The organism is Actinomyces bovis (assembly GCF_900444995.1).
In the GTDB taxonomy this organism is placed as follows: Bacteria; Actinomycetota; Actinomycetes; order Actinomycetales; family Actinomycetaceae; genus Actinomyces; species Actinomyces bovis.
On the sequence record NZ_UAPQ01000001.1, the window covers coordinates 429,975 to 444,289 of the forward strand.

The following is a 14,315-nucleotide window of genomic DNA, read 5'->3' on the forward strand; positions in this document are numbered from 1 at the left end:
TGAGCCCTCTGCACCATGCCGGTGCTGAGGGCTCAGTCGGTCCCGGGATTGATTAGCGTGGCGCCCGTGCGCTCAAGGTCCTTGATATTGCGGGTGACTAGGGCGTAGCCCTGGCACGGGCGATGGCGGGATCCGGGGATCGTCGCAGTGGCTCGCAAAGGCCTCAGTCTTCGGCCTGCTCCTGCTGCTTGCGCCAGCGGATCCCGGCGTCGATGAAGCCGTCAATATCGCCGTCGAAGACTGAGTCCGGGTTGCCCACCTCATAGCTGGTGCGCAGGTCTTTGACCATCTGGTAGGGGTTGAGCACGTAGTTGCGCATCTGGTCGCCCCAGGATGCCTTTACATCTCCGGCCAGCTCCTTCTTCTTGGCGTCCTCCTCCTGCTGTTTGAGTAGCAGCAGGCGGGACTGGAGCACGCGCATGGCGGCGGCGCGGTTCTGGATCTGGGACTTCTCATCCTGCATGGAGACCACCAGGCCGGTGGGCAGGTGGGTGATGCGTACGGCGGAGTCAGTCGTGTTCACGGACTGTCCGCCGGGCCCAGAAGAGCGGAAGACGTCGGTGCGGATGTCGGTCTCCGGGATGTCAATGTGGTCCGTGGACTCAATCAGCGGGATAACCTCAACGGCCGCGAAGGAGGTCTGGCGGCGGCCTTGGTTGTCGAAGGGGCTGATGCGCACCAGGCGGTGTGTGCCGCCCTCGACGCTGAGGGTGCCGTAGGCGTAGGGAGCGTGCACCTCGAAGGTCACAGATTTCAAGCCTGCCTCCTCCGCGTAGGAGGTGTCTAGCACTTTGACGGCGTAGTCGTGGCGCTCCGCCCAGCGCAGGTACATGCGCAGCAGCATCTCCGCGAAGTCTGCCGCATCTACGCCACCGGCACCGGAGCGGATGGAGACGACGGCGTCGCGCTGGTCGTATTCGCCGCTCAGCAGCGTGCGAATCTCCAGGTCCGACAGGTCTTTGGAGATGGCGTCAAGGTCCGCGTCAGCTTCTGCCAGGAGCTCGGCGGCGTCGTCGCCTTCCTCCTCAGCGGCCATCTCCACCATGGCCTCTAGGTCGTCAATGCGCCCGCCAAGGTCCTCCACCCGCTTGAGATCAGCCTGGGCGTGGGACAGGGCGGAGGTGACCACCTGGGCGGCATCGGGGTCATCCCACAGGTCAGGGGCAGCGGCCTGCTCGGAGAGCTCGGCAATGCGCGCGCGCAGGGCCTCAGGGTCCGTCACCGCCGCGATGGAGGCATAGGTGTGTCGGAGTCGTTCGATCTCTGCGGGAAAGTCAGTGGCCACAGGCCGAGCATACCCGCCGGGCCAGGCGGACTGTGGCCTCAGGGCCTTGGCGCCGGACACACCGACGCCGTCGCCAGGCTCCAGCAGACAGAACCGCCCGGGAGCCACCACCTGCTGGTGTGGGCTCCCGGGCGGCCTGCCTGAAGCAAAACTCAGATGCCGATGGCGGCAGCGAACTCCTGCTTGATCTGCTCTAGCCGCTCCCGGGCCTGCTCCCAGGGCACGGGGGCGCCCTCGGTGACGGGCAGCACCACCTCCAGGTAGCACTTGAGCTTGGGCTCAGTGCCGGAAGGGCGCGCAATTACGCGGTCATTGGCCTCAGTGAGCACCATGATGGCGTTGGTCCCGGGCAGCCCATCCCAGCCCTGGGAGAGGTCGGTGACGGAGCTGACCGGTGAGCCAGCAAGCACCGCCGGTGGGCGCTGCCGCAGCTGCTCCATGCCTTGCGCGATGAGTTCTAGCTTCTCCACCCGGAAGGTCAGCGGCATGGTCTGGTATAGCCCGTATTCGCGGGCTAGGCGCTCCAGTTCGTCCGCGCCAGTGCGTCCCTGCTGCTTGAGCCCAGCAAACAGGGAGGCAGCCACCACGGCAGTGGCGATGCCGTCCTTGTCACGCGCTTGGGCGGGGTCCGGGCAGAAGCCAATGGCTTCCTCGTAGCCGAAAGCCAGCCTGGGCGTGCGGGCAATCCACTTAAAGCCAGTCAGTGTGTGCTGGTACTCCAGGCCGTGCCCAATGGCAATGCGCTCCAACAAGCGGCTTGAGACGATGGAGTTGGCCAGCACAGCGCCCTTGGGGGCGCGGGCCGCTAGGTACTCCCCCAGCAGTGAGCCGATCTCATCGCCGGAAAGCTGACGCCAACCCTGGGGGGCACTGGCTTCAGGGATGGCCAGGGCGCAGCGATCGGCGTCGGGGTCCACGGCGATAATCAGGTCTGAACCATTGGCGCTGGCCTGAGCCATGGCCAGGTCCAGTGCGCCGGGCTCTTCCGGGTTGGGGAAGGAGACGGTTGGGAAGTCCGGGTCCGGCTCGGCTTGCTCCGCCACCATCTGCACCTGTGGGAAGCCCGCCTCGTGCAGCACCTGCTCGGTGAGCTTGGCGCCCACGCCGTGCATGGCGGTCAGGGTGATCTTGAGGTCAGCCTTCTGTGGGCCAGCGGAGGCGAGCTTGGTGGCGGCAGCAATATAGGCCTGGCGTGGGTCCACCTGCTCGATGCTGGACTCATCCTGGGGCACCTGGTCGGCTGGCGGAGTGGCGGCGATAGCTGCGGCGATCTGCCCGTCGTATGGCGGCACGATTTGGGCGCCCTGCCCGGCGTCGGTAACCACCGAACCACCCAGGTAGACCTTGTAGCCGTTGTCCTGGGCGGGGTTGTGGGAGGCGGTGACCATAATGCCGGCGTCAGCATCCAGGTGGCGCACCGCGAAGGAAGTCAGCGGCGTCGGGTTCATGACGGGCAGGGCTAGGGCGTGGCAGCCCGCTGCCGAGATCACCCGGGCGGCGGCGCGCGCAAAGTCCACGGAGCCGTGGCGAGCGTCGCAGCCGATAACCACGCGCGGCACCCGGCTGGTGCTGGCCTTTAGGAAGGCGCATAGCCCCGCCGTCGCCTTGATGACCACCGCTAGGTTCATGCGGGACTCGCCCGGGCCGATCTGGCCGCGCAGCCCAGCGGTGCCGAACTCCAGTGGCCCGGCCATGGCGGCGCGGATTTCTTCCAGCGCCGCCGCCTCCCCTGACTGCGCTGCTTCCACGGCAGTCTGTAGGGCTTTGGCGGTACGCGGGTCGGGGTCGTGGGCCGCCCAGGTTTGGGCGCGCTCCAGTAGCTCCTGTTGGCTCATCTCAGTCCTCCAGCCCGGCCAGGATGGCCTTGGTAGCGGAGACGCCCAGGCGGTTGGCGCCAGCCTCAATCATGGCGACGGCGGTGGCGGCGTCGCGGATGCCTCCGGAGGCCTTAACGCCCATGCCCTCCCCCACGGTGGCGCGCATAAGAGCAACCGCGTGGGTAGAGGCGCCTCCGGCGGGGTGGAAGCCGGTGGAGGTTTTCACGAAGTCTGCGCCTGCGGCCTGAGCGGCCTGGCAGGCCATGACGATCTCCTCGTCACTCAGCGCAGCCGACTCAATGATTACCTTCAGGATGCGCGGCGCGGGAACGGCGTCACGCACGGCCTTAATCTCAGCTTGCAGCTCGGCGGCACGGCCCTCCTTGGCGAGAGCCAAATTGATGACCATATCCACCTCGTCTACGCCGTCTTTTACGGCCTGAGCGGCTTCAAAGGCCTTAACCTCGGGCTTGACCGCCCCGGAGGGGAAACCCACCACGCAGGCGGTCAGCAAGCCCTCTGGGGTCTCAAGCGGCAGCATTGAGGGTGAAACGCAGACCGAGCAGGTGCCTAGGGCAGCCCCCTCAGCCACCAAGGCGGTAACATCCGCCGCCGTGCCTTCCGGCTTCAAAAGGGTGTGGTCGATCAGACGGGCAACTTCTTGTTTCTTCATTGCTTTGACTCCTTGGTTCAGATTGCTGCCAGTGGAAGCGCGAGCTCCATCATCTGGGTAAAGGCGCTCTGGCGCTCAGCGGCGGTGGTCTCCGCGCCGGTTACCAGGGAGTCAGAGACGGTGAAGATACCCAGAGCCTCAACTCCGGCGTGAGCGGCAGTGGCGTACAGGCCCGCGGATTCCATCTCTACGGCCAGGATTCCCATCTTCTGCCAGCGCTCACTGAAGGTGGGGTCGGCGTGGTAGAAGACGTCAGAAGACAGGACATTGCCGACGTGTGTGGTCACGCCATTGGCCTTGGCCCGCTCGCGTACGGCCTCGATCAGGCGGTAGGAGGCTATCGGGGCGTAGGTGCCGGGGAGGTTGTACTGGTCTATGAAGGCGGAGTTGGTGCAGGCGGCCTGGCCAATGACGACGTCGTAAAGGTTGATGCCTTCCTGCATGGCGCCGCAGGTGCCCACGCGGATGAGCTTCTTGCAGCCGTAGACGTGGATGAGTTCCCAGGCGTACAGGGAGATGGAGGGGATGCCCATGCCGGAGCCCATTACGGATACCTGGGTGCCCTGGTAGGTGCCGGTGAAGCCGAGCATATTGCGCACGGAGTTGAACTGCTTGGCGTCTTCCAGGTAGGTCTCGGCGATGAATTTGGCGCGCAGGGGGTCGCCTGGCAGGAGGATCGTCTCAGCGATGGGGGCCTGGGGGTTGATGTGCGGTGTGGACTTCATCGTCATTCCTTCTGTGCTGGGTGGTTCATCTGCTTGGCTGAGCGGTGGCGCTGCCGGGAGCTCTACTCCCATGGTAGCGCTTTGTTATTTTCTATTTTTACATTTGTTCCTATTGGTGGTGGGTTGCGCTCTGACGCGCCCTCCTCTCAGGTGGCCGGGGCCTCCTCGTTGAGCAGCGTCAGAGTGAGCTTCTGGTCCACTACTAGATGCGTGGCCAGGCCCATCTGCAGGGCGGTGCTAAGCGCCCGAGCCTTGCCCTGCCCACCAGCTATCAGCGCCCGCACCGGCCTGGAAGCAAGGTCTGCCAGGGTGGTGCCGACGGTGCGCTCGTCAACCTCCGGGGCGGCTACGGCGCCGTCGGCGGTGAAAAAACGGGAGCAGGCATCCCCGACGGCGTGCCCCAGCAAGGCCTTGCGATCGGCTTGGCTCAGCTGGTTGTGACTGTGCAGCAGGCTCTCCTGGTTGACGGCCCCCACCGTGAAGACCACGGCGTCGGTGTTGCGCCCCGCCTGGAGAATCGCAGCAATATGAGGGTCACGCTCCACAATGCGCAAAGTGGTGACGTCCTGAAAGACCACCGGCAGAGGCAGGTAGAGCGCGGCGGCGTTGAAGGCGTCGCAAAAAGCCCGCATGACCTCATAGTCGTCATTGGCCTGCTCGGAGTAGGAGCATCCGCCTTTGAGTTGGACAATGCGCACATCCCGGCGGGTGGTGTGCCGCAGCTGCGCAGCAATTGCGCTCATCGTGCGCCCCCAGGAAACCCCTACGCTCATGCCGTCCTTGACTATGTCATTTACTAGCTCCGCCCCCACGCGCCCCAAGCCCTCCAGCAACTCGGCGTCATTGGAGATGGGGGCGTGCACCACGCGAACCTCCTCCAGGCCAAAGCGCTCCTGGAGCTTGCGGGCCAATTCAGAGGAGGTCTCGCGAGGGTCGTTGATAACGACCGTGACGTATCCGGCGTCCTTGCCGTGCTGAATGAGCTTGGCGACGGTAGGGCGGGATAAGCCCATGGCAGTAGCTACCTCTGCCTGACTGAGGCCACGCTCGAAATACAGTCGGACTGCTGTCAGAGCCTGCTCGTCGCGCTTGTCCATCTGTTTTCCCTACGTCGTTCTCCCTGGCCTCATTGGTGGTGCTTGCCTATGAGCACCCGCTACCGAGCCAGCTACTCCACCTGATCCAGCAGGACGGAGCCGCTCGCCGGCGCAGCACTGCCGATGGTCACGCCACCTTCCAGTGACTCCAGGGCGCGGGCAATGCGCCATTCATCGTCAGTGTGCAGGGTCAGCAGGGGCTGCCCCTGGCGAACCGTTTGGCCGGGCTTGGCGTGGATTTCAATGCCCGCACCAGCCTGCACCGGGTCCTCCTTGACGGCGCGCCCCGCCCCCAGACGCCAGGAAGCTACGCCTACCGCGAGCGCGTCTAGGCGCTCTAGCACGCCGTCCTGAGCAGCGGTTACCTGGTGCGTGAGCTTGGAGGTGGGCAAGGTGGCCTCCGGATCGCCACCTTGCTCACGGATCATGGCCCGCCAGGTGTCCATGGCGCGTCCATCCTTAAGTGCCGCCTCCACGTCGGCGTCGGGTTGCCCGGCCATTTCCAGCATCTTGCGGGCTAGCGCCAGGGTTAATTCGACGACGTCGGCTGGGCCCCCTCCCGCCAGCACCTCCACGGACTCCTCCACCTCCAGGGCATTGCCGATCTTCAGCCCCAGGGGGGTGGACATGTCGGTGAGGAAAGCGAAGGTACGCACGCCAGCGTCCTTGCCCAGGTCAACCATGGTGCGGGCCAGCGCCCGGGCCTGGTCTAGGTCCTTCATAAAGGCACCCGAGCCGACCTTCACGTCCAAGACCAGGCAGTCAGTGCCCTCAGCGATCTTCTTGGACATGATGGAGGAGGCGATTAGCGGAATGCAGTCGACTGTGGAGGTGATATCCCGCAGTGCGTAGAGCTTCTTGTCTGCCGGTGCCAGGCCAGCTCCGGCCGCACAGATCACCGCGCCGCAGCCCTGGCCTAGCTGGTGCATGATCTCCTCATTGCTCAACGAGGCACGCCAACCGGTGATAGCCTCCAGCTTGTCCAAGGTGCCGCCGGTGTGGCCCAGGCCCCGCCCAGACAGCTGCGGCACAGCCACCCCAAAGCTGGCCACCAGCGGTGCCAGGGGCAGCGTGATCTTGTCCCCTACCCCTCCGGTGGAGTGCTTATCCGCGGTGGGGCGGCCAATGCCGGAGAAGTCCATGCGCTCACCGGAGTCGATCATGGCCTGGGTCCACTCGGCGATCTCATCGCGTTCCATGCCGCGCAGGAATACCGCCATGGCCAGTGCAGCCATCTGCTCGTCCTTAACGGCGCCGCGGGTGTAGGCGTCAATGGTCCAGGCGATCTGCTCCGAGGAGAGCCTGCCTCCGTCCCGCTTGGTGCGGATAACGTCGACGACGTCGAACTGTTCCATTTGCTGCCTCTCTTTCCAGGGCGCTGGGCCCACAGTTCTATTGGGTGCGATTTAGTGGTTGCTGTAGGCGCTGGTGGGAACCGCCTCCAGCTCGGTGGGGCCGAAGCCCCCTGGCATCACCTGACTCATGGGCATGACCCCGGAGGGCATGAGCACCTGACACTGGTTCCCACCATGTTCAAAGATCAGTTGGCGGCAGCGACCACAGGGCACCACTGGTTCCTCATTGCCATTGACACAAGCCACAGCTACCAGGCGGCCTCCGCCGGTCATGGCGAGTTGGCTCACCATGCCGCACTCAGCGCACAGGACGCAGCCGTAGGAGGCGTTCTCCACGTTGCAGCCTGAGACCACGCGACCGTCCTCGGTCAGTCCGGCGGCGCCCACCGGGTAGCCGCTGTATGGGCAATAGGCCTTGCGCATTGCCGCCACGGCGGTGGCGGTTAGCTCCTCCCAGGGGATCTGCATGCCTGACTCCTCAACCTCACTTGACGTAGGGGATGTTCTCCGCTGCCGGAGGCCGGGACCGGCCCACAAAGCCAGCCACCGCGATCACGGTGACCACGTAGGGGATCATCGCGACCAGGTCGGAGGGAATCCGCGGCGCGACGTTGGGCAGCATCTGTGCCACCGCCTCCGCGAAGCCGAACATGATGGCCGCGCCCATGGCACCCAGCGGGTTCCATTTGCCCAGGATCATGGCTGCCAGCGCGATATACCCGTTGCCTGAGGAGATGTTGTCCGTGAAGGACAGGCCCTGGCCAAGGGTAAAGAAGGCGCCGCCCAGGCCCGCGAAGGCGGAGCCCAGAATCGTGTTGAGGGCACGGGTGCGGTTGACGTTGATACCCACCGTGTCTGCAGCGCGCGGGTGTTCACCGCAGGCCCGCAGCCGCAGGCCCCAACGGGAGCGGTACAGGTAGATGCTCAGGAAGGCCACGGCTGCGTACATGAGATATACGAGCAGCGTCTGGTTGAAGAACACCGGCCCAATTACCGGAATCTCCACCAAGCCGGGAATCTTGATTGGTGTGAGAGAGAACTGGTTGGTGTTCAAAGTCTGCGGCGAGTGCTTCATAAGGGTGCCGTAGAAGAAGGTGGTCAAGCCCAAAGCCAGCACATTGAGCACCACACCCACAATGATCTGGTCCACGCCGTACTTGACGGAGAACAGCGCCAGCAAGCAACCAAGCAGGGCACCTGCAATTGGTGCGGCTACCAGTCCCAGATAGGAGCTTTGGAAGAGGGAAGCCGTCATGACGCCAGCAAAAGCACCCACCAAGAGGTCACCCTCAATGGCGATGTTGACCACGCCGACGTGCTCTGAGACCACGCCGGAAAGGGCCCCAAAGATCAGTGGGGTAGAGATCGCGATGGTGGATACCAGCACTGAGGTAAGGGTCAGCACGCCGGAAGAACCTGTGCCCGCGAAGACTAGGAAGCCCAATACTGTGGCCAGTGCCGCCAGGCTCATGGTCCCCACGGCAACCAGGCGGGACTCCCGGCGTCGGGTCAAGGTGGCAAACCAACTCCAGGCGGCCACCAGGGCTACGACTACGAGCAAGCCTAGGAGGATGGGGGCACCGGGCTTCACGATGTCCGGGATAGACAGGCTCTGAGCCTTGTCTTTCAGGCGGACGGTGACGTCTCCCTTGGCGGTCCAGGCCATATAAGCCAGCAGCAGTGTGGCCAGGAGGTAGCTGACCGGCATTTTCCAGGCACGCTTGGCCTGTACCTGGGCCGGAGCGGTCTGCGCGCTCATCGGGCCTCTCCCTTCGTCTCCACCGAAGCGTCCTCGGTCTTAACCTCACTGTCAGCCATGGCTGTAGCCTCAGCCACTGCCTCGGTGGCGACGACGTTGCCTCCGCCGCCGATGGCCGCCAGCTCCTCACGCAAGCTCAGGCGGCTAGGCCTGGGCAGGTGGAATATCCAGCGGACCAGCGCGGGTGCCGCAATCAGCAGCACGATCACGGACTGCAGGATCAGAATCATGTCGATGGGCACACCCTTGGCCTGCATGGTGTAACCACCCGCCTTGAAAGCCCCGAACAGGAGACCGGAGGCAAGCGTGCCTAAGGGTTTGTTGCGCCCCAACAGAGCCACGGTGATGGCGTCAAAGCCGATGGAACCCGCCACGTCACGAGAGACATAACCAATGGTGCCCAAGGCTTCATTCGCACCGGCGACTCCCATGAATGCGCCAGAGATAGCCATGGTCAAGGTAGTGACCCAACCAACGGGGATACCGGCGGTGCGGGCAGCTGCGGGATTGGCTCCCACAGCACGCACCTGCATGCCAATGGTGGAGCGGTCAATCAGCCACCAGAAGATCACCACGGCAATAACCGCCACGAGGATGCCCGAATGCAGTTTGAAGGGCGAGGGCAGCAGGTGGGAGTAGACCGCAGTGTCGGCCAGGTTGGGGGTTTGTGGCTGATGGGATCCCGGTACCTGCCAGGACTCCTTGGACAGGGTGTAGCCCAGCGCCAAGAATGCAATGGAGTTGAGCATGATCGTTACGATCACCTCGTTAGCTCCCGTGCGGGCCTTAAGGACACCGGCGATGCCCGCATATGCTGCACCGGCAAGCATGGCTGCGAATAGGGCCAACATGGTGTGCACGATCGGCGGGAAGCCACTGGCCAGGCCGATCCAGGCGGCGGCTAGCGCCCCGAAGATCACCTGCCCTTGGCCACCGATGTTGAACAGGCCCGCCCGGAAGCCGAAGGCCAAACCCAAGCCGCCGATAATTAGCGGAGTCGCATAGAACAGGGAGTCCGTTATGGGTTTGATCTGCCGCTGGGTGGTGGCGGCGGTGGGGTCAAAGATCGCGCCGCGGAACATGGCGAAGTAGGCCTCCCCCACGGAGGCTCCTGCCATCACGATCAGCACCGCGCCCAGGGCAAAAGCCACCACCACGGCCAGCACTGAGACAAACCACTTAGCGCTCAGCAGGTGACGCAGGACGATCATGCCCTTTGACTGCTGCTTTGCTGTGCTCATCGGGCAGCCTCCTCACTAGGCCGCAACTTGCTGGCGGCATCCGTCGTCGTTTCCTGGGAGGCCAGCGCCTCTTCCTTGGGGACACCAGCCATCATGAGGCCCAGCGCTTCACGGGAGGTATCTGCGGGCACAATGCCCACAATCTGCCCGCGGTACATCACTGCGATCCGGTCAGCCAGAGAGATGACCTCATCCAACTCAGAGGAGATCAGGAGTACCGGAGTGCCCTGGTCGCGCACGGCGACAATGCGTTTGTGGATGAACTCAATGGAGCCCACATCCACACCACGTGTGGGCTGGTTGGCTACCAGCAAGTTCAGATCCTTGGAAATCTCGCGGGCCACCACGACCTTCTGCTGGTTTCCACCAGACAGTGAGGAGATTGGGTCCTCCACCTGCGTAAGGCGGATGTCGTACTCCTCCTTCTTGGCGTGGGCATTGCGCTCAATGGCCTTTAGCTTGAGCACGGCCCCCTTGGAGAACTGCGGCTCTTTGAACTGGTCCAGCACCAGGTTCTCGGAGATGGAGAAGGAGGCGATGATGCCGTCAGTGCTGCGATCCTCAGGGATGAAGCCAATTCCGGCGCGCAGGGACTTGCCAGGGCTGGTACGGGTGATATCCATGCCCTCCAGGTTGATGCTGCCGGAGTTAGGGGTGCGCAAGCCCAAAATGACTTCCGCGAGCTCGGTCTGGCCGTTGCCCTGCACACCTGCTATAGCAACGATCTCACCGCGCTCAACCTGGAAATCAATGTGATCCAAGAGCACTGAGCCGGTGGAGGAAAGCAGGGAAACATCCCTAAAGGCTAGGCCGCCACCACTGGGCTTGGCGGGTTCCTTCTGGACGCGCATCATGATGGAGCGACCAACCATCTTATTGGCTAGGTCTGCCTCACTGTCTTGGGGTGAAGCCGTGCCCACAACTGCACCGCGGCGGATCACCGTGATGTCGTCCGCGACGGCGCGCACCTCGCGGAGCTTGTGGGTGATGAAAACGATGGAGGTGCCAGCGTCGGCGAGCTGACGCATGATCCCCATGAGTTCATCCGTCTCCTGCGGGGTGAGGACGGCGGTGGGCTCGTCAAGGATGAGGACCTTGGCGTCACGGGACAGGGCCTTGACGATCTCTACCCGCTGCTGGGCGCCAACTGGCAGGTCTTCGATAAGGGCGTCTGGGTCCAGATCAAAGCCGAATCGCGCGGAGACTTCACGAACAGTCTTGCGGGCCTTGGCGACGTCGATAAGTCCGGCTTTGCCTAACGGCTCGTATCCCAGTGCGATGGACTCGGCCACCGTGAACACGGGGATCAGCATGAAGTGCTGGTGCACCATGCCAATACCTGCGGCAACCGCGTCGCCTGGGCCATTGAAGACCACCGGCACGCCGTCGAGGAGAATCTCTCCCTCGTCAGGCTGGTGGAGCCCGTAAAGGACGTTCATCAAGGTGGATTTACCTGCACCGTTTTCCCCTAGGAGGGCGTGAATATGGCCTTCCTCGACGGTGAGGTCAATGTGGTTATTTGCTACGAGGGGCCCGAAGCGTTTGGTAATGCCCCTGAGTTCAAGTTTCACAGCTGCCAGACTTTCCGCTCACCCGGCCTGGCTTTCGCCGAGGTGGGCCCTGATGAAAGCTGAGGGTGCGGCGCAGCAGCGCTCCGCCGCACCCTCAGCAGGACGTCAGTTGGGGGTGTTCTTGGACTCGACCTTCAGCTCACCCTTCTTGATCTGCTCGGTGAGCTTGGTGACCTCATCCTTGAGTTCCTGGGGAACCTTGGAGTCGAAATCGTGGAACGGGGCGATGGACACGCCGCCGTTGGCCAGCGAACCAACGTAGGACTCAGAGGAGAACTTGCCGTCCACAGAGTCCTTAATGGCCTGCTCCACGGAAGCGCCGATCTCCTTCTTCACCGAGGTGAGGATGATCTCCTTGTAGTCGGGGTTGGCCTCGTACCAGTCAGAGTCCACTCCGATGATGTAGGTGTCACCATCAGCTTTGGCGGCAGCGGCAGCCCCGAGGCCCACCGGACCCGCCACCGGCATGATGATGTCGGCACCCTGGTCAATGAACTGCTGAGCCTGCTGCTTGCCCAGGGCCTGGTCATCGAAGCTGTTGGTGAAGGCGCCATTCTGGGTGGCCTTGTCCCAGCCGAGTAGCTCAACACTGGTGCCGTGGGCCTGGTTATAGGCAGCGACGCCGTCGGCAAAGCCGTCCATGAAGATGTTGACGGAGGGCAAGGAGATACCGCCGAAGGTGGCGACCTTATTGCTCTTGGTCATTCCAGCGGCGACGTAACCAGCCAGGTAGGCAGCCTCAGCGGCGTTGAACAGCAGGGGGCGACCGTTAGCTATGGTCATCGGCTTGGAGTCGGGGCCGGTGAAGCCGGAGTCAACCAAGGCGTAGTGCAGGTCCTTGTTGGCGTCAGCGCTCTTGTGGAGCGCCTGCTCAAGCTTGAAGCCCACGCCGATAAGGAGGTTGCAGCCATCTGAGACCATGGCTTCAACATTGGGCTGGAAGTCAGCGTCGGAGTTGGACTCAGCGGTGTTGGTCTTGATACCGAGGTTCTTCTCAGCGGATTTGAGGCCCTGGAAGGCGGACTCGTTGAAGGACTTGTCGTCCCAACCGCCGGCGTCAGAAATAGCGCAAGCCTTGAAGTTCGAGCCAGCCTTGGCACCGCCCTTCGAGTCACCACTGTTTGAGCCACAGCCCACGCAGCCGGCAAGGGCGAGTGAGGTCACGCTCACGGCCACAAGAATCCTGGGGATAGTCTTCATATCGTGCTTCCTCCGATTGGTTGTTCGCCCTTGAACAGGTGCGGCGCTGTGCCGCTCGTCAGAACTGGTGACATCCGCCGGGGTGAACGAATGTCAATTTCCGCTTTGACGCTTGACAAATAGTGTCTTCCGGGCACCCGCTTTCTGTCAAGCGGTCAGCGGAGTGTCGAGGGGTTTGGCTGCGGCAGGGCGGCACCGCAGTTGGGGTAGTTAGCGCCCCAACTCAAGCGATTCTACCCGCGCCAGCAGAGCTTCCATGACTGTTTTGACGGCCTGTGAGGGCTCAGAACGGGTGGCCCGATGCCGAGCAACGAGTTGCCGACTCCCCAAGCCTGGCAGGCGAGCAACCACCACGCCGTCGGGAACAAAACCAGAGTGCACCGCCAACTCCGGCAGCAGCGCATGCCCGAGTCCCTCACTGACCATAGCCAGCACCACGTCATAGTCATAGGCTACGTGACGACTCTCCAAGGGACCACCGATCTGCTGGGCCAGACGATTAAGCGCGGAGGCGCCTGCGGTATCGGGATCCAAGTTGATCCAAGTGGCTCCAGCTAGGTCGACCAGGTTCGTGGGCGCGGGGCTGCCCGGAGGCACCACCACCAGCCAAGACTCGTCCAGCAGCGGCACATCCGCCATCGCCCTAGGCGCCGGGGGCAGGGTGTGCTCGTCACGCTCAAGGAGCGCCAAGTCCAACTCGCCGTGCCGCAGACGGGTCAGGGCGGCACGCTCCTCCACCTCCTCAATCACCAGTTCGACGCCGGGGTAGGCGGCTTCCAGGTCTGCCAGCAGCGGCAGCAGGAGGGCCCGGATGGCGGTGGAGAATGAACCGATGCGGACGGTACCTGCGGGGGCCTGGGAGTCGACCGCCGCCAACTCGCGGCGGGCGGTGGCGAGCTCGGCCTCGATTCTCTCGGCAGCCTCCGCCAAGACCCGGCCAGCCTGGGTAAGTGTGGCGCCAGCGGGTGTGCGATCAAGCACACGCACGCCGACTTCTTTCTCCAGCAACTTGATCTGCTGACTGACGGCAGAGGGAGTCAGATGCAGCTGATCCGCAGCTGCCACAACGCCTCCGGCGCGCTGCACTGCTAGGAGCACGTTGATGCGGTGGGCGGAGATATTCACCCCACCAGAGTAGTTCAGTATTGCTACATCCCATCTGAAATTGGATGCAATTGATCTTTAGCTTGCTGAGGGTTCAGGATGCGGCCCGTGAATGACGTGGTGGATGTGCTCATTGCGGTTGGCGGCTGGATCGGCGCCGCCGAGTTCTTGCTCGCTTACCTGCTGGTCTCCAATGGCCGTCTAGCCGGAGACTCACTGCGCTACCAGGCGCTCAATCTCTCCGCCTCAGTGCTGCTACTGGTCAACTGCGCACACACCGGCGCCTGGCCCAGTGCCGTCGCTAACGTCTTCTACCTGTTGGTGGGGGCGAATATCCTGCTGACCGTCAAGCGCGCCTACATCGCACAGCTGGCCCATGCACGCGTCCAGGCAGTCTCCGTTTGGCGCCAGGACCGGCGGCAGCGCCGCACAGCTCTGGCGACGGCCTCGCTGCCACAGAACTGAGGCAGCGCCAAGGCGATCCGGCT

At 63.6% G+C, this 14,315-nt stretch carries 13 protein-coding genes; 1 reads left to right on the forward strand and 12 read right to left on the reverse strand.

Annotated elements, in window-relative coordinates:
• Positions 1 to 163 precede the first annotated feature (163 nt).
• From prfB to DR039_RS01870, 12 genes are all read right to left on the reverse strand, one after another.
• Complete coding sequence (gene prfB / locus DR039_RS01815) at positions 164 to 1,285, reverse strand: peptide chain release factor 2 (RefSeq protein ID WP_111836004.1); 1,122 nt, start codon at positions 1,283 to 1,285, stop codon at positions 164 to 166.
• A gap of 152 nt (positions 1,286 to 1,437) precedes the next feature.
• The gene (locus tag DR039_RS01820; protein WP_111835681.1) at positions 1,438 to 3,120 is read right to left on the reverse strand and encodes a phospho-sugar mutase; all 1,683 of its coding nucleotides are present in this window, start codon (positions 3,118 to 3,120) and stop codon (positions 1,438 to 1,440) included.
• 1 nt (position 3,121) lies between these two features.
• Entirely contained in the window at positions 3,122 to 3,775 is a 654-nt protein-coding gene (deoC, locus tag DR039_RS01825; RefSeq protein ID WP_111835682.1) for a deoxyribose-phosphate aldolase, read from the reverse strand.
• Between the two features lie 17 nt (positions 3,776 to 3,792).
• Complete coding sequence (gene deoD, locus DR039_RS01830; RefSeq protein WP_111835683.1) at positions 3,793 to 4,500, reverse strand: purine-nucleoside phosphorylase; 708 nt, start codon at positions 4,498 to 4,500, stop codon at positions 3,793 to 3,795.
• Positions 4,501 to 4,646: 146 nt separating this feature from the next.
• Entirely contained in the window at positions 4,647 to 5,597 is a 951-nt protein-coding gene (locus DR039_RS01835) for a sugar-binding transcriptional regulator (protein ID WP_111835684.1), read from the reverse strand.
• A 71-nt stretch (positions 5,598 to 5,668) separates the two neighbouring features.
• The gene (locus tag DR039_RS01840; protein WP_111835685.1) at positions 5,669 to 6,952 is read right to left on the reverse strand and encodes a thymidine phosphorylase; all 1,284 of its coding nucleotides are present in this window, start codon (positions 6,950 to 6,952) and stop codon (positions 5,669 to 5,671) included.
• Between the two features lie 51 nt (positions 6,953 to 7,003).
• The gene (locus DR039_RS01845; protein ID WP_111835686.1) at positions 7,004 to 7,420 is read right to left on the reverse strand and encodes a cytidine deaminase; all 417 of its coding nucleotides are present in this window, start codon (positions 7,418 to 7,420) and stop codon (positions 7,004 to 7,006) included.
• A gap of 16 nt (positions 7,421 to 7,436) precedes the next feature.
• A complete protein-coding gene (locus DR039_RS01850) occupies positions 7,437 to 8,711 on the reverse strand; it encodes an ABC transporter permease (RefSeq protein WP_111835687.1) in 1,275 nt (424 codons plus the stop codon).
• Positions 8,708 to 9,952, reverse strand: a complete 1,245-nt coding sequence (locus DR039_RS01855; RefSeq protein ID WP_111835688.1) for an ABC transporter permease — start codon at positions 9,950 to 9,952, stop codon at positions 8,708 to 8,710. The genes DR039_RS01850 and DR039_RS01855 overlap by 4 nt, the downstream gene beginning before the upstream one ends.
• Positions 9,949 to 11,523, reverse strand: a complete 1,575-nt coding sequence (locus DR039_RS01860) for an ABC transporter ATP-binding protein (protein ID WP_111835689.1) — start codon at positions 11,521 to 11,523, stop codon at positions 9,949 to 9,951. The genes DR039_RS01855 and DR039_RS01860 overlap by 4 nt, the downstream gene beginning before the upstream one ends.
• A gap of 105 nt (positions 11,524 to 11,628) precedes the next feature.
• Complete coding sequence (locus tag DR039_RS01865; RefSeq protein WP_111835690.1) at positions 11,629 to 12,723, reverse strand: BMP family lipoprotein; 1,095 nt, start codon at positions 12,721 to 12,723, stop codon at positions 11,629 to 11,631.
• Positions 12,724 to 12,933: 210 nt separating this feature from the next.
• Entirely contained in the window at positions 12,934 to 13,848 is a 915-nt protein-coding gene (locus DR039_RS01870) for a LysR family transcriptional regulator (RefSeq protein WP_111835691.1), read from the reverse strand.
• 87 nt (positions 13,849 to 13,935) lie between these two features.
• Here DR039_RS01870 and DR039_RS01875 point away from each other — a divergent pair, with 87 nt between their 5' ends.
• Entirely contained in the window at positions 13,936 to 14,292 is a 357-nt protein-coding gene (locus DR039_RS01875; protein ID WP_229116732.1) for a CBU_0592 family membrane protein, read from the forward strand.
• The last annotated feature ends 23 nt before the right edge of the window (positions 14,293 to 14,315 follow it).

Excerpts from the sequence above, each read along its gene's own strand:
- deoC (WP_111835682.1), bottom strand. The coding sequence starts at position 3,775 with ATGAAGAAACAAGAAGTTGCCCGTCTGATCGACCACACCCTTTTGAAG.
- deoD (WP_111835683.1), bottom strand. The coding sequence starts at position 4,500 with ATGAAGTCCACACCGCACATCAACCCCCAGGCCCCCATCGCTGAGACG.
- DR039_RS01850 (WP_111835687.1), bottom strand. The coding sequence starts at position 8,711 with ATGAGCGCGCAGACCGCTCCGGCCCAGGTACAGGCCAAGCGTGCCTGG.
- DR039_RS01835 (WP_111835684.1), bottom strand. The coding sequence starts at position 5,597 with ATGGACAAGCGCGACGAGCAGGCTCTGACAGCAGTCCGACTGTATTTC.
- DR039_RS01840 (WP_111835685.1), bottom strand. The coding sequence starts at position 6,952 with ATGGAACAGTTCGACGTCGTCGACGTTATCCGCACCAAGCGGGACGGA.
- DR039_RS01855 (WP_111835688.1), bottom strand. The coding sequence starts at position 9,952 with ATGAGCACAGCAAAGCAGCAGTCAAAGGGCATGATCGTCCTGCGTCAC.
- DR039_RS01845 (WP_111835686.1), bottom strand. The coding sequence starts at position 7,420 with ATGCAGATCCCCTGGGAGGAGCTAACCGCCACCGCCGTGGCGGCAATG.
- DR039_RS01820 (WP_111835681.1), bottom strand. The coding sequence starts at position 3,120 with ATGAGCCAACAGGAGCTACTGGAGCGCGCCCAAACCTGGGCGGCCCAC.
- DR039_RS01865 (WP_111835690.1), bottom strand. The coding sequence starts at position 12,723 with ATGAAGACTATCCCCAGGATTCTTGTGGCCGTGAGCGTGACCTCACTC.